This is a genomic window from Brevundimonas diminuta (genome assembly GCF_050310045.1).
GTDB lineage: Bacteria > Pseudomonadota > Alphaproteobacteria > Caulobacterales > Caulobacteraceae > Brevundimonas > Brevundimonas diminuta_F.
In genome coordinates this window covers 627,660-651,841 of the sequence record NZ_CP190005.1, presented here as the reverse complement: position 1 = coordinate 651,841, position 24,182 = coordinate 627,660, and the positions used below count along the sequence as shown (strand labels likewise).

Annotated in this window: 26 protein-coding genes, 1 other RNA gene and 1 riboswitch; of the genes, 14 read left to right on the top strand and 13 right to left on the bottom strand. The window is 66.3% G+C overall.

Annotated elements, in window-relative coordinates; translation table 11 throughout:
* Positions 1–99: 99 nt before the first annotated feature.
* Positions 100–723: a fasciclin domain-containing protein gene (locus ACORJG_RS03120; protein ID WP_427791539.1), complete on the top strand. Its 624-nt coding sequence runs from the start codon at positions 100–102 to the stop codon at positions 721–723.
* A 178-nt stretch (positions 724–901) separates the two neighbouring features.
* Here the strand turns inward: ACORJG_RS03120 and ACORJG_RS03115 are convergent, their stop codons facing one another.
* A complete protein-coding gene (locus tag ACORJG_RS03115) occupies positions 902–1,225 on the bottom strand; it encodes a DUF1476 domain-containing protein (protein WP_346528995.1) in 324 nt (107 codons plus the stop codon).
* 261 nt (positions 1,226–1,486) lie between these two features.
* On the opposite strand from ACORJG_RS03115, the gene purC reads away from it, so the two are divergent.
* Genes purC through ACORJG_RS03100 form a run of 3 tightly spaced genes read left to right on the top strand, consistent with a single transcriptional unit; the run spans position 1,487 to position 2,957 of the window.
* Positions 1,487–2,245: a phosphoribosylaminoimidazolesuccinocarboxamide synthase gene (gene purC / locus ACORJG_RS03110; RefSeq protein WP_427791537.1), complete on the top strand. Its 759-nt coding sequence runs from the start codon at positions 1,487–1,489 to the stop codon at positions 2,243–2,245.
* Positions 2,245–2,484, top strand: coding sequence for a phosphoribosylformylglycinamidine synthase subunit PurS (gene purS / locus ACORJG_RS03105; protein ID WP_427791535.1), 240 nt, complete (start codon positions 2,245–2,247; stop codon positions 2,482–2,484). The genes purC and purS overlap by 1 nt, the downstream gene beginning before the upstream one ends.
* Complete coding sequence (locus ACORJG_RS03100; RefSeq protein ID WP_427791534.1) at positions 2,484–2,957, top strand: hypothetical protein; 474 nt, start codon at positions 2,484–2,486, stop codon at positions 2,955–2,957. The genes purS and ACORJG_RS03100 overlap by 1 nt, the downstream gene beginning before the upstream one ends.
* A gap of 5 nt (positions 2,958–2,962) precedes the next feature.
* Here ACORJG_RS03100 and ACORJG_RS03095 read toward each other — a convergent pair whose 3' ends face one another.
* Positions 2,963–4,132 (bottom strand): class I SAM-dependent methyltransferase, encoded by a 1,170-nt coding sequence (locus ACORJG_RS03095; RefSeq protein ID WP_427791532.1) that lies wholly within the window; start codon positions 4,130–4,132, stop codon positions 2,963–2,965.
* A 126-nt stretch (positions 4,133–4,258) separates the two neighbouring features.
* Here ACORJG_RS03095 and ACORJG_RS03090 point away from each other — a divergent pair, with 126 nt between their 5' ends.
* The 3 genes from ACORJG_RS03090 to purQ all read left to right on the top strand — a co-directional run bounded on the left by ACORJG_RS03090 (position 4,259) and on the right by purQ (position 6,790).
* Positions 4,259–4,741: a YbhB/YbcL family Raf kinase inhibitor-like protein gene (locus tag ACORJG_RS03090; protein WP_427791530.1), complete on the top strand. Its 483-nt coding sequence runs from the start codon at positions 4,259–4,261 to the stop codon at positions 4,739–4,741.
* A 108-nt stretch (positions 4,742–4,849) separates the two neighbouring features.
* Positions 4,850–6,094 (top strand): MFS transporter, encoded by a 1,245-nt coding sequence (locus tag ACORJG_RS03085; RefSeq protein ID WP_427791528.1) that lies wholly within the window; start codon positions 4,850–4,852, stop codon positions 6,092–6,094.
* A 33-nt stretch (positions 6,095–6,127) separates the two neighbouring features.
* On the top strand, positions 6,128–6,790 hold the full coding sequence (purQ, locus tag ACORJG_RS03080) for a phosphoribosylformylglycinamidine synthase subunit PurQ (protein WP_087141086.1): 663 nt from the start codon (positions 6,128–6,130) through the stop codon (positions 6,788–6,790).
* Here the strand turns inward: purQ and ACORJG_RS03075 are convergent.
* Positions 6,787–7,020: a hypothetical protein gene (locus ACORJG_RS03075; RefSeq protein WP_427791526.1), complete on the bottom strand. Its 234-nt coding sequence runs from the start codon at positions 7,018–7,020 to the stop codon at positions 6,787–6,789. The two genes, purQ and ACORJG_RS03075, sit on opposite strands and share 4 nt — an antisense overlap.
* 124 nt (positions 7,021–7,144) lie before the next feature.
* Between ACORJG_RS03075 and ACORJG_RS03070 the strand changes: the two genes are divergently transcribed.
* Genes ACORJG_RS03070 through ACORJG_RS03055 form a run of 4 tightly spaced genes read left to right on the top strand, consistent with a single transcriptional unit; the run spans position 7,145 to position 11,659 of the window.
* Complete coding sequence (locus ACORJG_RS03070) at positions 7,145–7,939, top strand: hypothetical protein (RefSeq protein WP_427791524.1); 795 nt, start codon at positions 7,145–7,147, stop codon at positions 7,937–7,939.
* A gap of 41 nt (positions 7,940–7,980) precedes the next feature.
* Positions 7,981–10,191: a phosphoribosylformylglycinamidine synthase subunit PurL gene (purL, locus tag ACORJG_RS03065; RefSeq protein WP_427791522.1), complete on the top strand. Its 2,211-nt coding sequence runs from the start codon at positions 7,981–7,983 to the stop codon at positions 10,189–10,191.
* Complete coding sequence (locus tag ACORJG_RS03060; RefSeq protein WP_427791520.1) at positions 10,191–10,565, top strand: indole-3-glycerol-phosphate synthase; 375 nt, start codon at positions 10,191–10,193, stop codon at positions 10,563–10,565. The genes purL and ACORJG_RS03060 overlap by 1 nt, the downstream gene beginning before the upstream one ends.
* A gap of 29 nt (positions 10,566–10,594) precedes the next feature.
* A complete protein-coding gene (locus tag ACORJG_RS03055) occupies positions 10,595–11,659 on the top strand; it encodes a glycosyltransferase family 4 protein (protein WP_427791518.1) in 1,065 nt (354 codons plus the stop codon).
* A 6-nt stretch (positions 11,660–11,665) separates the two neighbouring features.
* On the opposite strand, the gene ACORJG_RS03050 is transcribed toward ACORJG_RS03055, so the two are convergent.
* The 5 genes from ACORJG_RS03050 to ACORJG_RS03030 all read right to left on the bottom strand — a co-directional run bounded on the left by ACORJG_RS03050 (position 11,666) and on the right by ACORJG_RS03030 (position 14,308).
* Entirely contained in the window at positions 11,666–12,487 is an 822-nt protein-coding gene (locus tag ACORJG_RS03050) for a TIGR00282 family metallophosphoesterase (protein WP_427791516.1), read from the bottom strand.
* Complete coding sequence (locus ACORJG_RS03045) at positions 12,484–13,029, bottom strand: 5-formyltetrahydrofolate cyclo-ligase (RefSeq protein ID WP_427791514.1); 546 nt, start codon at positions 13,027–13,029, stop codon at positions 12,484–12,486. Before ACORJG_RS03045 ends, ACORJG_RS03050 begins: the two co-directional genes overlap by 4 nt.
* 269 nt (positions 13,030–13,298) lie before the next feature.
* Positions 13,299–13,459: non-coding RNA, 6S RNA (gene ssrS, locus ACORJG_RS03040), on the bottom strand.
* A gap of 214 nt (positions 13,460–13,673) precedes the next feature.
* Positions 13,674–14,021 carry a cell division protein ZapA gene (locus ACORJG_RS03035; protein ID WP_427791513.1) on the bottom strand — a complete coding sequence of 116 codons (348 nt, stop codon included), beginning with the start codon at positions 14,019–14,021 and terminating at the stop codon, positions 13,674–13,676.
* Positions 14,021–14,308 carry a hypothetical protein gene (locus tag ACORJG_RS03030; RefSeq protein WP_427791511.1) on the bottom strand — a complete coding sequence of 96 codons (288 nt, stop codon included), beginning with the start codon at positions 14,306–14,308 and terminating at the stop codon, positions 14,021–14,023. Before ACORJG_RS03030 ends, ACORJG_RS03035 begins: the two co-directional genes overlap by 1 nt.
* Positions 14,309–14,452: 144 nt before the next feature.
* On the opposite strand from ACORJG_RS03030, the gene tkt reads away from it, so the two are divergent.
* The 3 genes from tkt to purT are packed head-to-tail and all read left to right on the top strand — an operon-like array spanning position 14,453 to position 18,476.
* Positions 14,453–16,402, top strand: coding sequence for a transketolase (gene tkt, locus ACORJG_RS03025; RefSeq protein WP_427792950.1), 1,950 nt, complete (start codon positions 14,453–14,455; stop codon positions 16,400–16,402).
* Positions 16,403–16,407: 5 nt separating this feature from the next.
* A complete protein-coding gene (locus ACORJG_RS03020; protein WP_427791509.1) occupies positions 16,408–17,259 on the top strand; it encodes an alpha/beta hydrolase in 852 nt (283 codons plus the stop codon).
* Between the two features lie 23 nt (positions 17,260–17,282).
* Positions 17,283–18,476, top strand: a complete 1,194-nt coding sequence (gene purT / locus ACORJG_RS03015; protein WP_427791507.1) for a formate-dependent phosphoribosylglycinamide formyltransferase — start codon at positions 17,283–17,285, stop codon at positions 18,474–18,476.
* 213 nt (positions 18,477–18,689) lie between these two features.
* On the opposite strand, the gene ACORJG_RS03010 is transcribed toward purT, so the two are convergent.
* The 5 genes from ACORJG_RS03010 to ACORJG_RS02990 all read right to left on the bottom strand — a co-directional run bounded on the left by ACORJG_RS03010 (position 18,690) and on the right by ACORJG_RS02990 (position 24,076).
* Positions 18,690–19,226 carry a flavin reductase family protein gene (locus ACORJG_RS03010; RefSeq protein ID WP_427791505.1) on the bottom strand — a complete coding sequence of 179 codons (537 nt, stop codon included), beginning with the start codon at positions 19,224–19,226 and terminating at the stop codon, positions 18,690–18,692.
* Positions 19,223–20,200, bottom strand: a complete 978-nt coding sequence (locus tag ACORJG_RS03005) for a bile acid:sodium symporter family protein (RefSeq protein ID WP_427791503.1) — start codon at positions 20,198–20,200, stop codon at positions 19,223–19,225. The genes ACORJG_RS03010 and ACORJG_RS03005 overlap by 4 nt, the downstream gene beginning before the upstream one ends.
* A 25-nt stretch (positions 20,201–20,225) precedes the next feature.
* Positions 20,226–21,254, bottom strand: a complete 1,029-nt coding sequence (locus ACORJG_RS03000; RefSeq protein ID WP_427791501.1) for a methionine synthase — start codon at positions 21,252–21,254, stop codon at positions 20,226–20,228.
* A 28-nt stretch (positions 21,255–21,282) separates the two neighbouring features.
* Positions 21,283–22,269, bottom strand: coding sequence for a DUF1852 domain-containing protein (locus tag ACORJG_RS02995; protein ID WP_427791499.1), 987 nt, complete (start codon positions 22,267–22,269; stop codon positions 21,283–21,285).
* A gap of 110 nt (positions 22,270–22,379) precedes the next feature.
* Positions 22,380–22,597, bottom strand: a riboswitch (cobalamin riboswitch).
* 66 nt (positions 22,598–22,663) lie between these two features.
* Positions 22,664–24,076 (bottom strand): short-chain fatty acyl-CoA regulator family protein, encoded by a 1,413-nt coding sequence (locus ACORJG_RS02990; protein ID WP_427791497.1) that lies wholly within the window; start codon positions 24,074–24,076, stop codon positions 22,664–22,666.
* Between the last annotated feature and the right edge of the window lie 106 nt (positions 24,077–24,182).

The window sequence follows — 24,182 nt, the reverse complement described above, 5'->3', positions numbered from 1 at the left end:
GCGGAAAAATCATCGGCCGCTCGCATCCTTTGCGGCGCTGAGTCGTAATTCTCTGGTTGGAAGGCCGCCCTCATGCGCGCCGCCGAAGGAGAAACAGCCATGAAGATCGCCCGCATCTTTGCATTACCGGCCGCTTCCGCCGCAGCCCTCATGACCCTGGCCGCCTGCGGACAGAATGAGCCGAAGAAGGAACCGGCGCCCATCGAGACGCCCGCCCCTTCGGTCCCGGCCGCCACGACCGAGCCCAGCATGGGCGGCGCCGCCATGAACCCGGCCGACAACATCGTGGCCAACGCCAGCAAGGCGTCGAACCTGACCACCCTGGTCAGCGCCATTCAGGCCGCCGATCTGACGACACGGCTTCAGGGTCCCGGCCCCTTCACCGTCTTCGCGCCCGACAATGCGGCCTTCGACAGGATTCCAGCGGCCACGCGTGAAGGCTGGATGCAGCCCGCGCACAAGGCCGATCTGGTCAAGGTGCTGACCTATCACGTCGTGCCGGGTCGCCTGACGGCCGCCGACATCGCCGCCCAGGCCCAGTCCAACGGCGGCAAGGCGACTTTGACCACAGTTCAGGGCGAGAAGCTGACCATCGCCGATACAGGCGGCGGCCAATGGCGGATCACCGACGCCAAGGGCGGGACCGCCACCATCAAACAGGCCGATGTGGCCCAGTCGAACGGCATGATCCACGTCATCGACACGGTTCTGACCCCTAAGTAGATCGCCAGGCGGATCGGGAACCTTTCACCGACCGGGGCATTGCGAAAACAGGGCGCGTGACGCCCGGCCGGTCCGTTCTGTTTCCCCCGGCGGAACGTCGATCGAATAAGGGCCGCAACCTTCGCAGGTCGCGGCCCTTATGTCGTTTCAGCCATAAGATTCGCCGGTCAGGCGGCGATCACTCGCCGGCGCGGATCTGCTCACGCGCGATGGATGCGAACTCATCCATCTTGGAGCGCAGCTCGCCCTCGGACACCGTCAGGCCCGAAGCCTTGAAGTCGCCCGCCACCTTGCGGAAGACGTCTTCATCGCCCGGCTGCTCGAAATCGGCGCGGACTACGGCGGCGGCGTATTGCTCGGCGCTTTCCGGCGACAGGCCCATCTTCTCGGCCGCCCACAGGCCCAGCATCTTGTTGCGACGCGCGATGGCCTTGAATTCCTGTTCCTGATCGAGGGCGAACTTGGCCTCATAGGCCCGTTCCCGATCGTCGAAGGTCGTCATGCGCGTCGTAACTCCAGTCACGGACCAAGTCGTGTCCGCAAACGGCTCTATGGCCCCCGGCGCGAGCGAACGCAACCAGACTTCGATCGTCGGCGCCGACGCAGGAAGGGTTCAGGATATTTGTGTCACAGACGCCCTTCGGTTAAAGGGCGCGTGGCCCTATATAGCCGCCATCAATTCAGGGACCGCGCCGCCCCGACCTTCGGGCCGCGCGTTTTTCGTTTTGAGGCCGTCCTTTTCCTTCCCGCCCGGGACCCGAAGATGAACACCAAGCGCAAGAAGCTCTACGAGGGCAAGGCCAAGATCCTGTACGAGGGGCCTGAGCCGGGCACGCTGATCCAGTATTTCAAGGACGACGCCACCGCCTTCAACGCGCAGAAGAAGGCGACGCTTGAGGGCAAGGGCGTCATCAACAACCGCATCAGCGAATTCATCATGTCGCGCCTGAACACGATCGGCGTGACCAACCACTTCATCAAGCGCCTGAACCTGCGTGAGCAGCTGATCCGCGAAGTCGAGATCATTCCGCTGGAAGTCGTCTGCCGCAACGTCGTCGCCGGCTCGCTGGCCCAGCGCCTGGGCCAGGAAGAGGGCACGCCCCTGCCCCGTTCGATCATCGAATTCTACTACAAGAAGGATGAGTTGAACGACCCGATGGTGACCGAAGAGCACATCACGGCGTTCAACTGGGCCACGACGCAGGAGCTGGACGACATCCTGGCCATGACGGTGCGGGTGAACGACTATCTGTGCGGCATGTTCGGCGCCGTCGGCATCACCCTGGTCGACTTCAAGATCGAGTTCGGCCGCGTGTGGGAGAACGACTTCGCCCGCGTCATCCTGGCCGATGAGATCAGCCCCGACTCGTGCCGCCTGTGGGATTCGACCACGGGCGAGAAGCTGGACAAGGACCGCTTCCGCCGCGACATGGGCGACGTCATCGAAAGCTACACCGAGGTGGCCCGCCGCCTCGGCATCATGAAGGACATGCCGACCGTGATTCAGGGAGGGCTGCATTAATGGCCAAGGTTAAAGTTCACGTCTTCCTCAAGCCCGGCGTCCTGGACGTCCAGGGCAAGGCCGTCGAAGGCGCCCTGCAGGGTCTGGGCTGGAGCGGCGTCGCGAACGCCCGCGTCGGCAAGCTGATCGAGTTCGACCTCGACGACGCCGTCGCCGACAAGGAGGCCGAGGTGAAGCGCATGTGCGAGACCCTGCTGGCCAATACGGTCATCGAGGGCTACCGGATGGAGATCGCCTGATGAAAGCCGCCCTGTTGATCGGGGCGGCTTTTTTACTGGCCGGCTGTTCGCAAGAGCAGTCGGTCCAGCAAATTGGAGGGAGTGATTTTCTCGATTGCGCCAAGAGCTTCGACGCCTTGGTTTCCGAAATCAAGAACCGCCCGGCCATCGTCGCCGAAGAATATGATCGCGGAACGTCTGCCTATCGCGACGACCGCATGTTGAATCTCTATCTCGTCACCCAGCCGGACCATCCGGCTCACCCAGCTATCTTCGTGAGGCATATCCTCCTGACGACGGAAGGCACGAGTGTCATGACGAGCGGCTGCGGGTACGGTGACAAGACGGCCCTTGAAGCAGAACTCAAGACCTACTCGGCTTTCGACTTGATGCTAAACGCGGAGTACAACTGCTACCTCTGCACGGATGATAAGCTGAACTCTCCGACGTTGAGCCGTCGCTTTCCACCGCCCCCGCCGCCAATCGTTCCATAGCTATCCTAGCCGCACAGATAGTCGCGGCTGAGCGGCACGGCCGTCTGCTTCTTCGTCAGTTGCAGCTGGAAAACCATGTGGCCCAGTTCGCGGAAGGCGACCTCGCTGGCGGCGAGGTAGAACTCCCACATCCGGCAGAAGCGCTCGTCATACATGGCCAGCGCCTCGCCGCGCCGGGCCAGGAACCGCTCGCGCCAGTGCCGCAGCGTCTCGGCGTAGTGCAGCCGCAGCACCTCCATGTCCGTGACCCACAGCCCCGCGCGCTCGATGGCGGGAAGAACCTCGGACAGGGCCGGGATATAGCCGCCGGGGAAGATGTATTTGCGCACCCACGGCTGGGTGCGGTTGGGCGGCGAGTTGCGGCCGATGGAGTGGATCACCGCCACCCCGTCGTCATCCAGCAGGCGCGCGACCGTGTCGAAATACTCCTGATAATTCGGCACGCCGACGTGCTCGAACATCCCCACCGAGATGATGCGATCGAAGGTCTGGTTCAGGTCGCGATAGTCCTGAAGCCGGAAATCGGCCCGGTCCGTGACGCCCAGCGCCGTCGCGCGCTCATTGGCCGTTCGATGCTGTTCGGTGGACAGGGTGACGCCCGTCACCTGCGCGCCCCGCTCGACCATCGACAGGCCCAGCCCGCCCCATCCGGCGCCGATGTCCAGAGCGGTATGGCCTGACCTCAACAGCAGTTTATCGATCAGGCGGCGCTTCTTGGCGACCTGCGCCTCTTCCAGACTGGCGTCCGCCCGCTCGAAGAAGGCGCAGGAATATTGCAGGTCCTCGTCCAGAAACAGGCGATAGAAGTCGACCGTCAGATCGTAGTGGTGGCTGACGTTGCTGCGGGCGTTCAGCCGGTCATTAGCCTGTTCCGCTCCACGCTTGAGCCGCCGCATCCAGGTCATCTTCGGCGATCGCGGCCGTAGCGCCAACTGGGATGTCGTCAGTTGCAGGAAGTCATAGATGCTGCCGCCCTCGATGCGGAACGTGCCGTCCATGAAGGCTTCGCCCAGCGCCAGATCGGGGTTGGCGGCGATGGCGACGGCGGTCTTCATGTCCGTCAGCACAGCCGTCAGCTCCGGTTCACCCGGCCCTGCCGTCAGTTCACGACCGTCCGGCAATCGCACCCGGATCGACCGCGTCTGAAAGGTTCGGTCCAACAGGGCTTGCAGCATCCCGTTCCTCCGCTCATCAAGACAGCTTGACCTCAAGCTAAGGACAGAATGTCGCGACGCAACACCTGCGATGCGTCTCACGTTCATTTAAAGCTGATCGAACAGCGCCAAAGAAAGAGCCAAGCCATGAGCTTCACCGTCACCTCAACCGACTTTTCCGACGGCGGCGTCCTGCCTGACGCCCAGGTCAAGGCGCTGGGAAACACCTCACCGCAACTGTCTTGGTCGGGCGCGCCGGAGGGGACGAAGAGCTTCGCCGTCACCTGCTATGACCCCGACGCTCCGACCGGCTCCGGCTTCTGGCACTGGACGGTCGCCAACATCCCGGCGGACGTCGCCGCACTGGCCGCAGGCGCGGGCGCCGTGGGCGGCGCCGACCTGCCCAAGGGCGCCGTGCAGGGCCGCACCGACTATGGCGAGGCCGGTTTCGGCGGCGCCGCCCCGCCGCCCGGCCACGGTCCGCACCGCTATATCTTCACCGTCTTCGCCGTGGACGTGGAGCGGCTGGACGTGACGGAAGACAACTCGGGCGCCGTGTTCGGCTTCAACCTGCATTTCCACACGCTGGCCAAGGCGTCGATCACCGCGACCTACGAGAACCGGGGCTGATCGCCCGATACAAAGCGTGATGACCGCTTTGACGCCGCCCCCGGTTGATGCCGCGGGCGGCGTTCCTATTTTGCAGCACAACCTTCCCTTGCTGCATCGCGACAATTCATGCCCCCTGCCGACGCTCCCTGCATCGACGATCCGCGCTGCGCCGCGCCCGCTCCTGCTGTCGAGCGCGTCGTCGAGCCGGGCAAGATGGCGCTGGTGCTGCTGGCGCTGGCCATGGGCGGCTTCGCCATCGGCGTGACCGAGTTCGCCGCCATGAGCGTCCTGCCCGACTTCGCGGCGGGCCTCGGCGTCAGCGAACCCAAGGCCGGCCATGTCATCAGCGCCTATGCCGCGGGCGTGGTGATCGGCGCGCCGATTCTGGCCGTGCTGGGCGCGCGCCTGCCGCGCTGGCTGCTGCTGATCGGCTTCATGGCCCTGTTCGCCGTCGGCAACGCCCTCAGCGCCATGGCGCCGACCTATGAGTGGATGCTGGTCTTCCGCTTCCTCAGCGGCATTCCGCACGGCGCCTACTTCGGCGTGGCGGCGCTGGTGGCGGCGTCGCTGGTGCCGTTGAGACTGAGGACGCGGGCCGTCTCGACCATATTGCTGGGCCTGACGGTCGCGACCGTCATCGGCGTGCCGGTCGCCAATGCGGTCAGCCACAGCTTCGGCTGGCGCTGGACCTTCGCCATCGTCAGCGTGCTGGCGGTGCTGACCATGGCGCTGGTCGCCCTGTTCGCGCCGCGCGATCCGGCCCATCCTGACGCCAGCCCGTGGCGTGAACTGGGCGCCCTGAAGCGGGGCCAGGTGTGGCTGACGCTGGGCGTCGGCGCCGTCGGTTTCGGCGGGATGTTCGCAGTCTACGCCTATCTGGCCTCGACGCTGAAGGCGGTGACGGGCGTGGGGCCGGAAGTCATGCCGTGGGTCTTCGCCCTGTTCGGGCTGGGGATGATGGCGGGCAATCTGCTGGGCGCGTGGGCGGCCGACCGATTCGGAATGCTGGCGGCGGGCGGTCTGTTGCTATGGAGCGCGGCGGCGCTGGCGCTGTATCCCTTTGCGGCGCCCCATCTGTGGGCGGTGATGATCGTCGTGCTGCTGATCGGCGGCGGCGGCGGGCTGGGCTCGGTGCTGCAGACCCGGCTGATGGACGTGGCCGGCGACGCCCAGACGCTGGCGGCGGCCCTGAATCACTCGGCCTTCAACACGGCCAACGCCATCGGGCCATTATTGGCGGGCATGGCCGTGGCGGCGGGCTGGGGCTGGACCTCGACCGGCTGGGTCGGCGTGGCCCTGTCGCTGGCCGGTTTCGCGGTCTGGGTCGTGGCGTGGATGACAGGGCGCGAGCCGCAGCAAAGCGACGCCTGACATTCCCGCCGAAGGGTGCTAGGAGGCCCGGCCATGAGCGCAGCTGTCATTGTATTCCCCGGTTCCAACTGCGATCGCGACTGCAAGGTCGCCGTCGAACGTTCCACTGGCGAGCAGGTCCAGATGGTCTGGCACGCCGAGACCGAACTGCCCAAGGGCCTCGATCTGATCGTGCTGCCGGGCGGTTTCTCGTACGGCGACTATCTGCGCTGCGGCGCGATGGCGGCCCAGGCCCCGATCATGCAGGCGGTCAAGAAGGCCGCTGACGACGGCGTCACCGTGGTCGGCATCTGCAACGGCTTCCAGGTCCTGTGCGAAGCCGGGATGCTGCCGGGCGCCCTGATGCGCAACAGCAGCCTGAAATACATCTGCAAGCCGATCAGCATCACCGTAGCCAACGCCCAGACCCGCTTCACCTCGGGCTATCAGGGCCAGCGTGAAGTCGTCATGACCCAGGGCAACGCCGACGGTAACTATTTCGCCGACGCCGAGACGCTGAAGCGCATCGAGGGCGAGGGCCAGGTGGTCTTCCGCTACGTCGACAACCCCAACGGCTCGGTCGGCGACATCGCGGGCCTGCAGAACGAACGCGGCAATGTGCTGGGCATGATGCCCCACCCGGACCGTGCGTTCGAGGCCGAACTGGGCAGCGCCGACGGCGCGACCCTGTTCCAGAGCATCTACGCGGCGGCCTAACCCTCTTTACGAGCCAGAACGCTGGCGCTGCGGCCGGCGCCGCTGACCTGAACGGCTTCGTTCGCAGGTTCGCCGTCTTCGTCGAGGTCGCGTTCCAGCGTGCCTTCGGCGCCGGATTCGTGAATGGCGGCCAGTTCGCGGGCGCCCACGCCCAGACCCTGTTCAAGGGCGCGGTTGGTCGCGACTTCCTCATTGATCGTCGGTTCGGCGGGGGTCTGTTTCTCGGCCATGGCGGCTTCCTTTCATCTGTCCTGAAACAGCAAGCCCGAATGCGCCCGGCCGGTTCCGCGCGCCTGCGGTGAACCTTCCGTCGCGCGGCGCGTAGATGAAGGCGAAGCTGAGCCGGAGAGACGCATGACCGCCATCGCCCGCCCCACCCCCGCCCAGCAGACGCGCCGTCTGGCCGTGCTGGCCGCCGCCGTCTTCGCCGTGGCGGTTCCGGCCGTTCAGATGCTGGGCGGCTTCGGCCTGAGCCAGGCGGAGTTCGCCGCACAGGGCGACCAGACCCTGCGGGTGGCGGGATACGCCTTTTCCATCTGGGGGCTGCTGTATCTGGGCGTGCTGACCTATGCGGTGCGGCAGGTCCTGCCGCAGACGGGCGAGAGCACCCTGATCAACCGCATGGGCTGGCCGACGGTCGTGGCCTTCTTCGGCATCGGCTTCTGGATCATCATGGCGGCGATGAACCTGATGGCGGCCAGCGTGGTGGTCATCTTCGCGTCCCTGCTGGCCCTGCTGCTGCCGATGCTGGCCAGTTTCCAGACCATCCGCGACACCGGGATGATGGAGCGGGACCGCTGGTTCCTGATCTGGCCGCTGGCTGCGCTGGCGGGGTGGCTGACGGCCGCCGCGCCGCTGAACCTGATCACGGCGGCGACCGCGTTCGACGCCCTGCCCGCCGCCCTGTCGCCGACGGGATGGGCCTTGCTGGCCGTCATCGTCACCGCGCTGGCGGGTGTGGGAATCACCTGGGCGCTGCGGACGCTGGCCTATCCCCTGCCGCTGGCCTGGGCGCTGGTCGGGGCCTTCGTGGCCGAGCAGGAGGTCAAGCCGGTTCTGGCCTTTCTGGCGCTGGCGGCGGCCTTTGTTCTGGTGGTCGCGGGCGTCATCTTCACCTTCGGCCTGAGGCGCGGCGTCGAACGCCGCTGATGGGCTGACAGACGCCGCAGAGACGGCTAGAAGGCCCGCCCATGAGCGCGCCCCAAAAAACCATCGCCCAACTGGCCGAAGAGTACGGCCTCGCCCCCAATGAATATCAGGTCCTCCTGGACCGGCTGGGCCGCGAGCCCAACCAGGTCGAGCTGGGCGTGTTCTCGGTCATGTGGTCCGAGCACTGCTCCTACAAGTCGTCCAAGAAGCAGCTGATGAAGTTCCCGGTCACGGGCGATCGCGTCATCTGCGGCCCCGGCGAGAACGCGGGCGTGATCGATATCGACGACGGCGACGCCTGCATCTTCAAGATGGAGAGCCACAACCACCCCTCCTACATCGAGCCTTATCAGGGTGCGGCGACGGGCGTGGGCGGCATCATGCGCGACGTCTTCACCATGGGCGCGCGCCCGGTGGCCCTGCTGAACGCCCTGCGCTTCGGCGATCCGTCGCACGAGAAGTCGAAGCGCCTGGTCAAGGGCGTGGTCGCGGGCATCGGCGGCTACGGCAACTGCGTCGGCGTGCCGACGGTCGCGGGCGAGACGAACTTCCACAAGGGCTACAACGGCAACATCCTGGTCAACGCCATGTGCGTGGGCCTGGCCCGCGCCGATGAGATCTATTATTCGGCCGCGCCGGAAGCGGGCCACGACGTGGTCTATTTCGGCTCCAAGACCGGCCGCGACGGCATCCACGGCGCCACCATGTCCTCGGCCGAGTTCGACGACGAGTCGGACGCCAAGCGCCCGACGGTGCAGGTCGGCGACCCCTTCGCCGAGAAACTGCTGATCGAGGCCACGCTGGAGCTGATGGCGTCTGGCGCAGTCGCCGCCATTCAGGACATGGGCGCGGCGGGTCTGACCTCTTCCTCAGTGGAAATGGCGGGCAAGGGCGGCGTCGGCGTCGAGCTGGACCTCGACAAGGTGCCCCAGCGTGAAACCGGCATGACCGCCTATGAGATGATGCTGTCGGAATCGCAGGAGCGGATGCTGGCCGTGCTGAAGCCCGGCTATGAAGACGTCGGCTATCGCATCTTCCAGAAATGGGGTCTGGACTTCGCCATCATCGGCCAGACTACGAACACCGGCCATCTGGTGCTGAAGCATCACGGCGACGTGGTCTGCGACGTGCCGCTGGCCCCGCTGTTCGACGATGCGCCCCTGTATGACCGCCCGTGGGTCCAGCCCGAGTTGCAACCGCGCCTCGACCCGGCTGAAGTGCCCGCGCCTGACAGCTGGAACGACGCCGTGCTGAAGGTCGTCGCCTGCCCCGACATGGCGTCCAAGCGCTGGATCTGGGAGCAGTACGACCGCCACGTCATGGCCGACACGCTTCAGGACTCCTCCACCGGCGCCGATGCGGGGGTGATCCGCGTCCACGGCACGGAAAAGGGCCTGGCCGTCACCAGCGACTGCACCCCGCGCTATGTTCAGGCCGACCCCTATGAGGGCGGCAAGCAGGCCGTGGCCGAGGCGTGGCGCAACCTGACCGCCGTCGGTTCGCGTCCGATCGCCATCACCGACAACCTGAACTTCGGCAACCCGCAGCGCCCCGAGATCATGGGCCAGATCGTGCGCGCCACCGACGGCATGGCCGAGGCCTGCCGCGAGCTGGACTTCCCGGTCGTGAGCGGCAACGTCAGCCTCTACAACGAGACCAACGGCGTCGCCATTCCCCCGACCCCGACGGTCGGCGCGGTCGGTCTACTGACCAACTATGACGTCACGACCGGCTTCGGCGGCGCGGCCGAGGGCGACCAGCTGGTGCTGATCGGCCAGACGACCGGCGAACTGGGCGCCTCCATCTATCTGCGCGAAGTTCTGGGCCGCGAGGACGGCGCCCCGCCGCCGGTCGACCTGAAGCTGGAACGCAAGACCGGCGACTTCGTGCGCGGCCTGATCGAGGCAGGCGAACTGACGGTCGTCCACGATCTGTCGGACGGCGGTCTGGTCGGGGCGGCGGCGGACATCGCACTGGCCTCGGACGTGGGCGTCGAACTGGACGCCTCCAGTCATGGCCACGCCCACGCCTTCCTGTTCGGCGAGGATCAGGCCCGTTATCTGGTCGCCGTTTCGGATGCCGAAGCCCTGATCGCCAAGGCCAGGGCGGCCGGGCTGCACGCCGCGGTCGTCGGCCGGGTCAAGGGCGCGGACTTCGCCGCTGCGGGCGCGGCGGGCGAACTGTTCCGCCTGCCGGTCGCCCATGTGCGTGAGTTCCACGAAGGCTGGATGCCGAACTGGATCGAAGGCTGATGAGAGCCGCCGCCCTCATCCTCGTCGTCGCGTGCGCCGCCCTGCTGTCGGCCTGCGAGTTCGAGGGCGGCGATCCCGTCCAGCACGCCCTGCGCGATGCAGCCGCCGCCCGGCAGGCCGCCGCGCTGAAAACCACCGAGGTACAGGAGGCTCAGGCGATCCGTCGCCCGACCGCCTCCGGCCCGGCCCTGCATGAGCCGGACGAACTGTCGCGCCTGATCGCCGCCCGCCGTCAGGCGGTGCAGGAAACGCGCGTCGCGCTGACCGCCATCGCCGATCCGGCGCTGAAGGCCCAGCTGACCCAAGACCTGAAGGCCGAAGAAGCCAGCCTGCGCGCGCTGGAAGCCCGCGCCGCCGCCAGAGACGCCGACTGAACCCCCGACTGACCGGAGACACGCAGGCCATGAGAACCGCCGTCGTCATGCCTGTCGGCGCGCGCTTCGACCTGCACCAGCCGAACTCGATGGAGACGGTGGCGCGCACGCTGGCGCGGGCCGACAGGGACGGGGTTCGCATCTTCTGCTGTGAAGGCGCGCATAGTCACGGCGACCTGCCGGTGCAGACCCTGCCTGCTACGAACCGGCTGAACGCCCTGCGTCAGGCGCTGGCGGACTATCGTCCCGACGTCATCGAATTCCATCAGCAGACGCAGCAGGCCGTGGCGCTCGCCTCGCATTTCCCGAACGCGGCCATCACCCTGTATCGCCACAATGCCGTGAAGCCTCCGCGCCACCTCATCGATCGCTGGCGCTATGAGCGGCGCTATAATCGCATGGATGGACTGATCTTCGTCAGCGAAGCGGCGCGGCTGGATTTCCTGAAGGACTTCCCCCGGCTGGAGGCCAAGGCCTTCGCCGTGCCCAACCCCATCGACGTGGACCTGTGGCGCGCGCCGGTCGAGGGGCGCGAGCCGCTGATCGCCTTCGCCGGACGGGCCATGCCGGAAAAGGGCGTGGACGTGATCTGCGCCGCCCTGCCCGCCGTGCTGGAGCGCCATCCCGACTGGCGCGCCGTGCTGATGCTGAACGACTGGGACCGTCATGCTGACTGGGCCGCACCCCACATTGCGCCGCTGGAACGGTTCGGCGAGCGGGTGCGTGTGCTGAAGTCGGCGCCGCTGGCGCAGGTGCGCGCCGAGATGCAGCATGCGTCCATCGCCCTGACGCCTTCTGTCTGGGCCGAGCCTCTGGGCCTGACGGCGCTGGAGGCCCATGCGGCGGGCACGGCGCTGATCTCATCGGGGCGCGGCGGCCTGCGCGAGGCCAGCGGCCCGCACGCCCTCTATGTCGACGAGGTGACGCCGCAGACGCTCGAAGACGCCATCAACCGACTGATTCAGGCGCCTGAGCTTCGGCTGGATATGGCGCGCGCGGCCCAGACCTATGTGGCCCAGACCCACACGCCGCAGCACCGCGCAGAACAGCTGGCCACCCTGCGTCAGCAACTGGTGCAGGCCAAGCGCGCCTGAACGCGCTCAGACCTGCGGGATCGCCTGGCTCAGACGGCCGCCGACGCGGATCGGCTCGACCCGCCTGGCCAGACCTGTGCGGTCGTCGGTCTCGACGAAGACGCCGCAGATGGTGGCCGGGCCGCTGGCCGGGGTGTAGCGCCCGCCCGACAGACGGGTGGTGAAGCGGCGTAGCGGCTCTTCCTTGTCGTTGCCGATGACCGAGTCGTAGTCACAGCAGCCGCCCGCGTCGGTCTGATAGGCCGTGCCGCCGGGCAGGATCTGGGCGTCGGCGGTCGGGACGTGGGTGTGGGTGCCGACCACCAGACTGGCGCGGCCGTCGCAGAAGTGGCCCATGCCCATCTTCTCGCTGGTCGCCTCGGCGTGCATGTCGACGATGACGGCGTCGGCGACCACGCCCAGAGGCGCGGCCTCCAGCTCGCGCTCCACCGCGCTGAAGGGGTCGTCCATCGGGTCCATGTGAACGCGGCCCAGCACATTGATGACCAGCACCCGGCGACCATCCGGCGTGACGAAGACGTCGGCGCCGCGCCCGGGCGCGTCCATCAGGCGCGGATAGTTGGCCGGGCGGATCAGGCGCGGCTCGCGCACGATATAGGTCAGGGCCTCGCGCTGGTCCCAGCTGTGGTTGCCCAGCGTCAGGACGTCGGCCCCGGCGTTGAAGATGTCGTTGGCCGTATTCTCGGTGATGCCGAAACCGCCCGCGGCGTTCTCTGCATTGACCACCACGAAGTCGAGCCTGAGGTCGCGCCTCAGCCCCGGCAGGTGGTCCGAAAGTCCATCGCGCCCGGACTTGCCGACCACGTCACCGAAAAACGCCAATCTCATGGGATCGCTCTATAGCCGTTCTCGGTCAAAACGCCATGCAGGCGGATGTCGTGCGGCTCCAGATCGAGGCGATCGACCGCCTGACCGGCATAGGCGAAGCCGATACGGCGCGCATCGGGCAACACGGCGAACGTCCGGTCGTAGTAGCCGCCGCCCTGCCCCAACCGCCCGCCGTGCGCGTCGAACGCCAGCAGGGGCGTCACGATCAGATCCGGCGTCACCACCTCGCCCAGCGGCAGGGGCGCGGGGCATCCGGCGGCGTCCAGCTCCAGCGGCTCGCCCGGCGCCCAGAGGCGGAAGATCATGGCGGCGTCGCGCTCCAGCACCACCGGCAGACACAGGCGACGGCCGGATTGATGCAGCGTATGGGCCAAGGCGTCCGCATCAAGCTCCGAACCCATGGCGTGATACAGGGCGACAGTCTCGCCAGGCGGCAGGGCGTCGGCGTGGCCCGCCGCGCGTTCGGCGGCCTCAGGGTCGGCTCCGGCAAGACGCTTGCGCAGGGCGCGCATGGCGGCGCGGAGTTCTTGCTTGGGGGTCATCGCCGCTCGGCCCTTCGCCAATTGCCGCCGTCATCCTCGGGCTTGACCCGAGGATCCAGCCCAACGGCGCACTGAACGCCGACAGGCCGAGCGCGTCGCCCAACTCGATCCTCGGGTCAAGCCCGAGGATGACGGCGGAAGGATGAACGGTTGGAGAAATACTCGCCGACTATGCAAGGGCGAGCGACCGCATCGCCAGCGTAGCCATGACATGCGCTCAAGCAGCAAGCCGCCGCGCGGCGAGCGATAGCGCACTAAAAAGAGAGGTTGGCGGCGCCGCGTGAGCCGTGAAGAACGTTTAAATCCTCTCGACCTGGGTAGCCAGGTGGGCTCCGTATGCCCAGGCCCTCGAGCCCGGACAGGGACAGATCCCTATGAGTGAATTAAGGTCAGAAGGATATGTTGTCTTCGACGTGAGCCGCAGCAGGACCCGCCGCTGCGCAAGATAGGCGTTCGGACGAGTTTCAACAATGGCGAACCGCGCGTTTCTCCCTCCCCATCATGGGGAGGGTGGTCGCCCTGCGACCGGGTGGGGAGGGCTTGGTGATCGGCCCTCAGCGCCTGAATAGCCTCGCCGCCCCCACCCGGCTTCGGCCTGACGGCCTCAGCCACCCTCCCCGAGACGGGGAGGGAGAGGCGTTGCGTTATATCGCCTGGACGATCTTCTCGATCCGCGCCGCCACGGCGTTCAGGGCCTCGGCCACGCCGTCGCTGGACGGGACGGGCGCCGCGACAGCGGCCGCCGCAGCCGCCGACTTGGCCCGACCCGAGTTCTGGACCGCCGCCTGACTTTTGGCGGCATGCAGTTCGTCGGCCAGCATCAGGGCGGCCATCAGGAACAGACGCACGTCGCCGACCTGTCCGACCTGATCGGCGACGCCCTGCACGCGATCATTGAACTGAGCCGCCAGATCACGCACGCGCGCTTCCTGGCCGTCGGCGCATCCCACCGCATAGGGGCGGCCGTGGACCTCTACCGTCACCGTCGCCATCAGTTCGCCTCCTGTCCGGCTTGAGGCGCCGGTTGAGCCTGTTGCTGCGCCAACACTTCGCGCACCGCATCGGCGGCGCGGGCCAGGACCTGTGCGGTTTCCTGACCGGCTGTCTCCAGTTCGGCGATGCGCGCCACGTCGGCCGCGTTCGAGGGACGCGGCGCGAACAGGTCGTCGTCCGCGATCGGCGGCGCCGAGGCGGGCCTCGCCTTCAGCTCAAGCACCTTGCGCTCCAGATCAGCCAGCGCCCGATCAATCCGCGCCTTTGCAGCCGTAACGGCGTCCATGGGGGTCCTTTCTTCCAGATTCCGTGTAGAACCTGCCGGCGCGCCGGGGTAAAGCGGCGCCGCCCCCGCTTTATCCTGTTCCTGAGGAAACGTCTCGCCGTGACCGATGCTCAAGCCGCATTCGCCAAGCCTTCGCCCAAGCAGATGGCCGACGCCATCCGGGTGCTGTCCATGGATGCCGTCGAAAAGGCCAAGAGCGGCCACCCCGGAATGCCGATGGGCATGGCGGACGTCGCCACCGTCCTCTACTCGAAATTCCTGAAGTTCGACGCCAGCCGTCCCGACTGGGCCGACCGCGACCGCTTCATCCTGTCGGCGGGCCACGGCTCGATGCTGATCTACAGCCTGCTGCACCTGACGGGCTATAAGGACGCGACGCGCGAACAGTTGGAAAACTTCCGCCAGTGGGGCTTCAAGACCGCCGGCCACCCCGAATACGGCCACATGACGGGCATCGAGACGACGACCGGCCCGCTGGGTCAGGGACTGGCCACCTCGGTCGGCTTCGCCCTGGCGGAGCGGCATCTGGCGGCGCGCTTCGGCAAGGATCTGGTCGATCACCGCACCTGGGTCATCGCCGGGGACGGCTGCCTGATGGAAGGCGTGTCGCAGGAGGCGATCGCGCTGGCGGGCCGCCTGAAGCTGAACAAGCTGTGCGTCCTGTGGGACGACAATGAAATCACCATCGACGGCAAGGTGTCGCTGTCGGACGCCACGGATCAACTGGCGCGCTTCAAGGCTTCGGGCTGGGCGGTCAAGGCCGTCGACGGCCACGACCACAAGCAGATCCAGAAGGCGCTGAACTGGGCGATCAAGCAGGACAAGCCGACGCTGATCGCGTGCAAGACCAAGATCGGCAAGGGCGCCGCCACTCTGGAAGGCAGCCACAAGACCCACGGCGCAGCGCTGGGGCCAATCGAAATCGCCGCCACCCGTCAGGGGCTGAACTGGCCGTTCGAGCCGTTTGAACTGCCCGAAGGGATCAGGACCGCCTGGGCCAAGGTCGGCAAGCAGGGCGGCAAGGCCCGCAAGGCGTGGGAAGCCCGCCTGCTGAACCACGACTACCGCGACGACTTCACCCGCGCCATGGCGGGCGACCTGCCCACCGGCGCCTTCGAGGCGTTGGACGCCAAGCTGAAGCAACTGATCGAAGACAAGCCCGCCCTGGCCACGCGCCAGTCCTCGGGCGAGGCGCTGGAGACGGTGTTCAACGCCATCCCGGAAATGGTCGGCGGCTCGGCCGACCTGACCGGCTCGAACAACACCTTCGTCAAGAACACCCAGATCATGGACGCGCCGGACTATGCCGGGCGCTACCTGAACTACGGCATCCGCGAGTTCGGCATGGCCGCCGCGATGAACGGTCTGGCGCTGCACGGCGGAGTCATCCCCTACGGCGGCACCTTCATGGCGTTCGCGGACTACAGCCGGCCGGCGATCCGTCTGGGCGCCCTGATGGGCGTGCGGGCGATCCACGTCCTGACGCACGACAGCATCGGCCTGGGCGAAGACGGCCCGACGCACCAGCCGGTCGAGCATCTGGCCGCCCTGCGCGCCATTCCGAACCTGCTGACCATGCGCCCCGCCGACACGGTCGAGGCGCTGGAGTGCTGGCAGGTCGCCCTGCAGAACAAGACCACGCCGACCGCCATGTGCCTGTCGCGCCAGAAGACCCCGGCCGTGCGCGTCACCGACGCGGGCGAGAACCTGTCCCGGAAGGGCGCCTATGAGTTGAAGGCCGCCAATGGTCCGGCGAAAGTCACCCTGTTCGGCACCGGCACCGAAGTCGCCCTGGCGCTGAAGGCCGCCGAGACGCTGGAGGCCGAAGGCGTGCCGACCCGCGTGGTGTCGGTCCCCTGCTTCGCCCTGTTCGAGCAGCAGCCCAAGGCCTATCAGGACGCCGTTATCGGTCGCGGCACGGTCCGCGTCGCCGTCGAGGCCGCGATCAAGCAGGGCTGGGAACGCTTCATCGGCGAGGACGGCGGCTTCGTCGGCATGTCGTCCTTCGGCGCCTCGGCCCCGGCGGAAATCCTCTACCGCGAGTTCGGCATCACCGCCGAGGCCGTGGTGGAAGCCGCAAAGGCCCGGCTGTAAACCTCATGCGCCGCCTCGCCCTCGTCCTGAGCTTCGGCTTGTCGATGGCAGGCGGCGCGCCTGTCTTGGCCGAGACAACCGCCCCCATGGCGATAGAGACGCCCGTCGTCATCGGCCAGTCCTACGCCCTGCCCTCGGCCGTCATGAACCAGACGCGCGAGATCAACGTCTGGCTGCCGCCCGGCTATGCTGAAAGCAATCAGACCTATCCCGTCCTCTATGTGCTTGACGGCGGTCAGGATCAGGATTTCCACCACATCTCGGGCATCGCCCAGCTGGGGACCATCGTCGGTACGACGCGCGATGTGATCGTCGTCGGCATCGCCTCGGTCGACCGTCGCAATGAGCTGGCCCTGCCGACGGAAGACGCCGAACTGATCGCCCGCTATCCGACGCAGGGGCATTCCGACCGCTTCCGTCGCTTCATCGGCGAAGAGGTTCAGCCCTTCATCGAGAGCCGCCTGCGCACCAGCGGCGAGACGGCGCTGATGGGCGAGTCTCTCGCGGGCCTGTTCGTGGTCGAGACCTTCCTGAAGGAGCCGCAGATGTTCGACGCCTATGTCGCCGTCAGCCCCAGCCTGTGGTGGGACGGCGGCCAGCTGGCCCGGCAGTCCGGCGCCCATCTGCGCGACCACTCCAACGACCCGCGCACCCTGATCCTGACGCTGGGCGACGAGGGCGAGATGATGCAGGCGCCGATGGATGTGCTGACCGCCAATCTGCGCGACCACGCCCTGCCCGGCGTCACCTGGGACTTCACCCCGCGCCCGGCTGAAAGCCACGCCACCATCTATCACGGGGCGGCGCTGGACGCGTTTCGTCGCCTCTATGCGGTTCCGGCCGAGCCGGGAACCTGAACGACTTTTCGGAGCCTGACGCCATGAAGATCGGCACGCCGCTTACCGACCACGCCACGCGCGTCATGCTGCTGGGCTCGGGCGAGCTGGGCAAGGAGGTGGCGATCGAGCTGCAGCGCCTCGGCGCCGAGGTGATCGCGGTCGACCGCTACGCCAACGCCCCGGCCATGCAGGTGGCGCACCGCAGCCACGTCATCCCGATGACCGACGCCCAGGTGCTGAACGGCGTGATCCTGGCCGAGGCGCCGCACATCATCGTGCCGGAGATCGAGGCTATCGCCACCGATGTGCTGGCGGGCATCGAGGCGGCGGGTCTGGCCCGCGTCATCCCCACCGCGCGGGCGACGCAGCTGACCATGAACCGCGAGGGCATCCGCCGTCTGGCCGCCGAGGAACTGGGCCTGCCGACCAGTCCCTACGCCTTCGCCGCCTCGGCCGAAGAACTGGCGGCGGGCGCGCAGGCCGTGGGCTTTCCGTGCTTCGTCAAGCCGGTGATGTCGTCCTCGGGCAAGGGCCAGTCCTATGTCGAGGGGCCGGAGGGCGTGGCCGACGCCTGGGCCTATGCCGAAGCCTCCGGCCGGGTCGCGGGCGGCTGCGTCATCGTCGAGGGCCGGATCGACTTCGACTATGAGATCACCCTGCTGACCGTCCGGTCGCTGCGTGACGGCGCGATCCGCACGGACTTCTGCGCCCCCATCGGCCACCGCCAGCAGAAGGGCGACTATGTCGAAAGCTGGCAGCCCCAGGCCATGAGCCCCGCCGCCCTGAAGACGGCGCAGGCCATTGCGGCCAAGGTGACGGACGCGCTGGGCGGGCTCGGCGTCTTCGGCGTCGAACTGTTCGTGAAGGGCGACGAGGTCTGGTTCTCGGAGGTGTCGCCACGTCCGCACGACACCGGTCTCGTGACGCTGGCGACGCAGGTGATGAGCGAGTTCGCCCTGCACGCCCGCGCCATCCTTGGCCTGCCGGTCGATGTGACCCTGCGCGAGCCGGGCGCCAGCGCCGTCATTTACGGCGGGATAGAGGCCGAGGGCGTGGCGTTCGAGGGCGTGGCCGAGGCCTTGTCGGTCCCGACCGCCGACCTGCGCCTGTTCGGCAAGCCCGAGGCCTTCGAGCGCCGCCGCATGGGCGTGGCCCTGGCGCGCGGCGCCGACACCGACGAGGCGCGCGCCCGTGCGACCGAGGCGGCGGGCAAGGTGCGGGTGGTCGCACCGTAATCCTTTTTCTCTCCTGCCGAGAGAGAGCTTGATCCTCCTAGAGCCAGCGCCGACCCCAAGTGCGGCGCATGGCGGCCAAAGGATGAGAATTCGCGGCTACGGACGTTTTTCTGATAGCGCCAAGGATAATGACGGCGGCCATTCCCTGTCTGAAAGCCGCAAGTCACAGGCGACCTGGCTGATCGAAAGATCACCCATGCATCCGCACGCAGTTCAGGACATCCGGGTGACAGGCGTTATTGTATGAAAACCACCGGAATGGAAAACCAGCGGCATGGATCCATCAGCGACCGCCGCCCTGTGAAGTCGGAAGAGAACGATGTCATGATCCCCGGCTTCAATTTCCTTCTCGATGGAGCATTCCAGCCAGGCGGTCGCGTCCGTCAGAAAGAGCGCCCCGCCGGAAATGGGCTGGCATTCCAGCCCCTCGAAGCGGTCATCGGCGTTCCGGGCCAGTCTACGCGCCGCAGCGGCGTGGCCATGGCCAAGGAAGGATATGCCGATACGCTCGCGCGTACGCAGTTGGCGCCAGGTCCGTGAGCCATGCCTGACGCACACGGACACCAGGGGCGGACGAAGCGAAACCGCCGTGAAGGCGCTGACGGTCATGCCGACGGGCCCATTCCGATCCACGGCGCAAAGGGCGGTGACCCCGGTCGGGAAGGAGCCGAAGAGGCGTCGCAGGTCGATCTCTTCGCTGATGTCGTTCAGAATGGGCATGGCGGCGGATATGTGTGCGGCGGAACTCATACAGACGCTGTGACGGCTGATGTCGGCTCTTCAGGGCGCAGGCTGTAACGGCGGGCCAACGCCGCGCATACCATCAGTTGCATCTGATGGAACAGCATCAGCGGCAGGACGATGAGTCCCACCGCGCTGGCCGGGAAGATGATGTTGGCCATGGGCAGGCCGCTGGCCATGCTTTTCTTCGAGCCGCAGAAGACGATGGCGATCTCATCCTCGACACCGAAGCGCAGAAAGCGGCTGACCGCGACCGTAAATCCCATCACCACGGCCAGCATGACGGCGTCCAGCACAAGGATCAGAGCCAGCCCCTGCGGCGTCACCTTGTTCCATATCCCCGCGACAACGCCTGCGCTGAACGCCGAATAGACGACCAGCAGGATGGACCCGCGATCAACCAGCATGGTGAGCGTCTTCTGACGGTTCAGCCACTGGCCGATGAAGGGCCTGGCACACTGGCCGACGATAAAGGGCAGGAGAATCTGCAGGCTGATGTCCCGTATGGAATCGAGCGAAACGCCGCCCGCATCCGCGCTCAGGAACAGCGCCGCCAACAGGGGGGTGATGACCACTCCGGCCAGATTGGACACAGAGGCGCAACACAGGGCGGCAGGAACATTACCCCGCGCAATCGAGGTGAAGGCTATCGACGACTGAACCGTGGACGGCAACAGCGACACGAACAGCAGACCCACAGCCAGACCGCTGTCGATCCGCCCGTCGACCAGCATCATGATCCCGAACCCGATCAGCGGAAAGACGATGAAGGTGACGCCGAACACCAGCCCCTGAAGCCGCCAGTTGGTGATGCCGGCCCAGATCGCCTGCGGCGATATCCGGGCGCCGTAGAGGAAGAACAGGGTAGCGATGGCGGCCGCCACCACCACATCCAGCACATCCTTGCCAGCGCCGCGCGCGGGCAACGCCGCCGCGACCGCCACCATGGCCATAATCGCGACGATATAAGGATCCAGCCGCATGCGGCTCAGAAAAGCACTCATAAAATCAGGCCGATAACTCTTTACGGATGATCTCGGCGCCCGCGCTCAGGGCTTTCAGCTTGCCGTTGGCGACCCGGCGCGACAGGGGGGCCATGCCGCAGTTGGTGGCGGGATAGAGCTTGTCGGCGTCCACGAACTGAAGCGCCTTGCGCAGGGTGTCGGCGACCTCCTCCGGAGTCTCGATCGCGTCGGTCGCCACGTCGATGGCCCCGACCATCACCTTCTTGCCCCGGATCAGTTCGATCAGATCCATCGGCACGCGGGAGTTCTGGGCCTCCAGCGAAATGATGTCGATGCTGGAGGTCTGGAGCTTGGGGAAGGCTTCCTCATACTGGCGCCATTCCGACCCCAGGGTCTTCTTCCAGTCGGTGTTGGCCTTGATGCCGTAGCCGTAGCAGATGTGGACGGCCGTTTCGCACTTCAGCCCCTCGGCCGCCTTTTCCAGCGTGGCGACGCCCCAGTCGTTGACCTCGTCAAAGAAGACGTTGAAGGCGGGCTCGTCGAACTGAATGATGTCGACGCCTGCGGCCTCAAGCTCCTTCGCCTCCTCGTTGAGGATTTTGGCGAACTCCCAGGCCAGTTTCTCGCGGCTGCCGTAGTGGTCGTCATAGAGGGTGTCGATCATCGTCATCGGCCCCGGCAGGGCCCATTTGATCGGCTGATCGGTCAAGCCTCGAAGGTATCGGGCGTCCTCGACGAAGACCGACTTCGGTCGGCTGACGGCGCCCACGACCACCGGCACGCTGGCGTCATAGCGGTTGCGGATACGCATCGTCTTGCGGTTCTCGAAGTCCACCCCGTCCAGATGCTCGATGAAGGTGGTGACGAAATGCTGGCGGGTCTGTTCGCCATCACTGACGATGTCGATGCCGGCGCGGCGTTGATCGTCCAGCGACAGGCGCAGGGCGTCCCGCTTGGCCTCGATCAATTCCTCGCCTTCCAGCTTCCAGGGCGACCAGAGGGTTTCGGGCTGGGCCAGCCAGACAGGTTTGGGCAGGCTGCCGGCGGTCGAGGTGGGCAATAGGGTGGGCATGATGGCTGACTTTTTAATGCGGGACTGATCAGGCGGCGAAGTTGGCGGACCACTGGTCGAGAAGGGCCCGGTAAGGCTTGATGAAGCGCTCCTCGACGAATTTGCCCTGTTCAACGGCCAGTCGGCTGCGCTCTTCGCGATCGTAGACGATGCGGGTCAGGGAATAGTCCTGATACTTCAGGCTGGGCTGATACTGCTCGGTCGCCGGCGAGTTGGCGTTGTAGATTTCCGGACGATAGATTTTCTGGAAGGTCTCCATCGTGCTGATGGTGCTGACCAGTTCCAGGTCGCTGTAGTCGGCCGTCAGATCGCCCACGTGGTAGAAGGCGAAGGGAGCCACGCTGCCCCTGGGCATGAAGTAGCGGACCTTCATCCCCATTTTCGCAAAATACTGATCGGTGGACGAGAACTCGTCATTCTCATATTCGAGGCCGAGCACGGGATGCTCATTGCCGGTCCGATGGTAGGTCTTGTTGCTCGACACGCTCAGACAGATGACGGGCGGCTTGTTGAAATTATCCCGATAGGCGCTCGAGTTCAGGAAGTGTTTGAACAGCTTTCCGTGCAGATCGCCGAAATCGTCCGGAGCGCCCGCGTTCGGATGGTTCTTCATGTGATCCGGCAGGACCACGCTGAAATCATAGTCACGGACGTACGATGAGAAGTTGTTCCCCACGATCCCGTCGATGCGCCGGCCGGTCTTCCTGTCGACAATCGTCGTCTGAAGAATTTCGATCAACGGGAAGACGTCGCCGTCTGCCTTTGGCGAAACATTCATCTCGACGGAGATGATCGTGAGTTCGACCGCGTAACGATCCCCTTTGGGGTTGTCCCAGTGGGCCAGTGAGTTGAACCGATTGTCGATCATCCTCAGGGTGTTGCGCAGGTTCTCCTGGCGGCTTTCCCCTCGGGCCAGATTGGCGAAGTTGGTCGTGATCCGCGTGTTTTCGGCAGGAACATAGTCCTCGTCGAGCGCGGTGCGCTTGATGCTGAAGGTGAAATCTCTGCTCGCCATGGTCTCTGTCGTTGCTGCTGTGGCGGGACAGCGGACAGGGACGCGCGACCGCCTGCGCGCGGAATCAACCCGTCGCGGCGCTCATGCGGCCTGGCCGGACACCCCGCCGGAGGACGTTATCTGTCGAGGCAGGTCTCCTGGCTCACGGGTCATAGCTTCCGGCCCGGCCTTCCCGGAGGCGGACCCCCAGTGACGCGAAATGGACCTTCGGCTCGCCGCTCACAGTTGCGGGGGCAGCGCCGGCATCGACCGAAATCTCACCGGCTTCCCTCTTAGCTCCGCACGGACCGGGAAGGACCATGCGCAGAACCACGACAGGCGCGACATTGCCACGCCAGGCTCAGGAGTCAATATCGATATAAGGATATCTTTATATGATTATGCGGTTATCGCTTCAGGCCATCGCCGCCGTCGGATAGGGGGTGGCTGCGCTGCGGTTCACGTCGATCTGCAAGGGGCGGCCGATGAAGGGGAAGGCGCGCTGCGGACAGGTCGGCCGCTCGCAGATCTTGCACCCGGCGCCGATGGGGGTTGCGGCGGCGTAATCGGACAGGTTCAGCCCCTGCGAATAGACCAGTCGCCCGGCATGGCGGATGTCGCAGCCCAGGCCGATGGCGAAGGTCTTGCCCGGCGCGCCATAGACCGGCCCGAGGCTGCCGACCGTGCGGGCGATCCACAGATAGGTGCGGCTGTCCGGCATCTGCGCCATCTGGGTCAGCACCCTGCCCGGCTGGACGAAGGCCTCATAGACGTTCCACAGCGGACACGACCCGCCGACGCGCGAGAAGTGAAAGTCCGTGGCGGACTGACGCTTTGAGATGTTGCCCGCACGATCCACGCGCACGAAGAAGAAGGGCACGCCCTGCGCGCCCGGCCGCTGCAGGGTCGACAGCCTGTGGCAGACGGTCTCAAACCCCACGCCGAAATGCCGCCCCAGCCGGTCGATGTCGTAGCCATAGGCCTCGGCCTGCCTCAGGAAGTCGCCATAGGGCAACACCAGCGCGCCCGCGAAATACTGCGCCAGACCGATGCGCAGCAGGTCACGCGTCTCGCGCTCGTCCGGCAGGGCGGCGTCGATCAGGCTTTCGATCAGGTCACCCGCCTCCAGAAAGGCCGCCTGTAGCGCCATCTGGAACGCCTGCTGCCCCTGTTTGATGAAGGCCGAGACATACAAGGTCCGGTTCGCCCCGTCATAGCGGCGCTGCGCCCCGTCCGTTTCATCGAAGATGACGCGCACGCCGTGTTTCTCGGCCAGCCAGGCGACCAGACCGGGCCGCACCTGACGCGGCGACAGGCCCGCCGCCGCATACAGCCGCTCTGCCGCCTCATCCAGTTCGGCGACATGGTTGCGGCGCGAATAGAAGAAGTCGCGCACCTGTTCAAAGGGCATCCGGGCGGGGGCCTCGCCCGCCACGTCTTCGCCCAACCGCAGGGCCATGGCTTCGGCGCGTTCGGCGCTCTGGCGCGTCTTGCGATGCAGGGCGACCAGGGCGCGCCCCACGGCGGGCATGTTGAGCGCCAGTTCACGCAGTTCGACGGTCGAGATCGGCTCATCGCCGCCGTCCGCCAGGGCGTCGCGGACATCCGAGATCAGCCGCCCCTCTTCGTCCTCCGAAAAGAACTGCACGTCGACGCCGAAGACGGCGTTCAGCTTCAGCAGCAGGGGCACCGTCAGAGGGCGCTGGTTCTGCTCGATCTGGCTCAGATAGGAGTTGGAGATGTCCAGAGCGCGCGCGACCGCCGTCTGGGTCAGGCCGCGCTCCTCGCGCAGCCGCCGCAGCCGCACCCCCATGAAGGTCTTGCTCATGTGTTTTGCAACTTTTACAGGCCGGACTGGCGTTGTTGGCAACATTTACACGATAAATCGCGCGCAATCAGCGTCTTATGTAAATATTGCAAATACCCTGACCGTG

Coding starts and splice junctions, on each gene's coding strand:
- ACORJG_RS03120 (WP_427791539.1), top strand. CDS start 100: ATGAAGATCGCCCGCATCTTTGCATTACCGGCCGCTTCCGCCGCAGCC.
- ACORJG_RS03115 (WP_346528995.1), bottom strand. CDS start 1,225: ATGACGACCTTCGACGATCGGGAACGGGCCTATGAGGCCAAGTTCGCC.
- purC (WP_427791537.1), top strand. CDS start 1,487: ATGAACACCAAGCGCAAGAAGCTCTACGAGGGCAAGGCCAAGATCCTG.
- purS (WP_427791535.1), top strand. CDS start 2,245: ATGGCCAAGGTTAAAGTTCACGTCTTCCTCAAGCCCGGCGTCCTGGAC.
- ACORJG_RS03100 (WP_427791534.1), top strand. CDS start 2,484: ATGAAAGCCGCCCTGTTGATCGGGGCGGCTTTTTTACTGGCCGGCTGT.
- ACORJG_RS03095 (WP_427791532.1), bottom strand. CDS start 4,132: ATGCTGCAAGCCCTGTTGGACCGAACCTTTCAGACGCGGTCGATCCGG.
- ACORJG_RS03090 (WP_427791530.1), top strand. CDS start 4,259: ATGAGCTTCACCGTCACCTCAACCGACTTTTCCGACGGCGGCGTCCTG.
- ACORJG_RS03085 (WP_427791528.1), top strand. CDS start 4,850: ATGCCCCCTGCCGACGCTCCCTGCATCGACGATCCGCGCTGCGCCGCG.
- purQ (WP_087141086.1), top strand. CDS start 6,128: ATGAGCGCAGCTGTCATTGTATTCCCCGGTTCCAACTGCGATCGCGAC.
- ACORJG_RS03075 (WP_427791526.1), bottom strand. CDS start 7,020: ATGGCCGAGAAACAGACCCCCGCCGAACCGACGATCAATGAGGAAGTC.
- ACORJG_RS03070 (WP_427791524.1), top strand. CDS start 7,145: ATGACCGCCATCGCCCGCCCCACCCCCGCCCAGCAGACGCGCCGTCTG.
- purL (WP_427791522.1), top strand. CDS start 7,981: ATGAGCGCGCCCCAAAAAACCATCGCCCAACTGGCCGAAGAGTACGGC.
- ACORJG_RS03060 (WP_427791520.1), top strand. CDS start 10,191: ATGAGAGCCGCCGCCCTCATCCTCGTCGTCGCGTGCGCCGCCCTGCTG.
- ACORJG_RS03055 (WP_427791518.1), top strand. CDS start 10,595: ATGAGAACCGCCGTCGTCATGCCTGTCGGCGCGCGCTTCGACCTGCAC.
- ACORJG_RS03050 (WP_427791516.1), bottom strand. CDS start 12,487: ATGAGATTGGCGTTTTTCGGTGACGTGGTCGGCAAGTCCGGGCGCGAT.
- ACORJG_RS03045 (WP_427791514.1), bottom strand. CDS start 13,029: ATGACCCCCAAGCAAGAACTCCGCGCCGCCATGCGCGCCCTGCGCAAG.
- ACORJG_RS03035 (WP_427791513.1), bottom strand. CDS start 14,021: ATGGCGACGGTGACGGTAGAGGTCCACGGCCGCCCCTATGCGGTGGGA.
- ACORJG_RS03030 (WP_427791511.1), bottom strand. CDS start 14,308: ATGGACGCCGTTACGGCTGCAAAGGCGCGGATTGATCGGGCGCTGGCT.
- tkt (WP_427792950.1), top strand. CDS start 14,453: ATGGCCGACGCCATCCGGGTGCTGTCCATGGATGCCGTCGAAAAGGCC.
- ACORJG_RS03020 (WP_427791509.1), top strand. CDS start 16,408: ATGCGCCGCCTCGCCCTCGTCCTGAGCTTCGGCTTGTCGATGGCAGGC.
- purT (WP_427791507.1), top strand. CDS start 17,283: ATGAAGATCGGCACGCCGCTTACCGACCACGCCACGCGCGTCATGCTG.
- ACORJG_RS03010 (WP_427791505.1), bottom strand. CDS start 19,226: ATGAGTTCCGCCGCACACATATCCGCCGCCATGCCCATTCTGAACGAC.
- ACORJG_RS03005 (WP_427791503.1), bottom strand. CDS start 20,200: ATGCGGCTGGATCCTTATATCGTCGCGATTATGGCCATGGTGGCGGTC.
- ACORJG_RS03000 (WP_427791501.1), bottom strand. CDS start 21,254: ATGCCCACCCTATTGCCCACCTCGACCGCCGGCAGCCTGCCCAAACCT.
- ACORJG_RS02995 (WP_427791499.1), bottom strand. CDS start 22,269: ATGGCGAGCAGAGATTTCACCTTCAGCATCAAGCGCACCGCGCTCGAC.
- ACORJG_RS02990 (WP_427791497.1), bottom strand. CDS start 24,076: ATGAGCAAGACCTTCATGGGGGTGCGGCTGCGGCGGCTGCGCGAGGAG.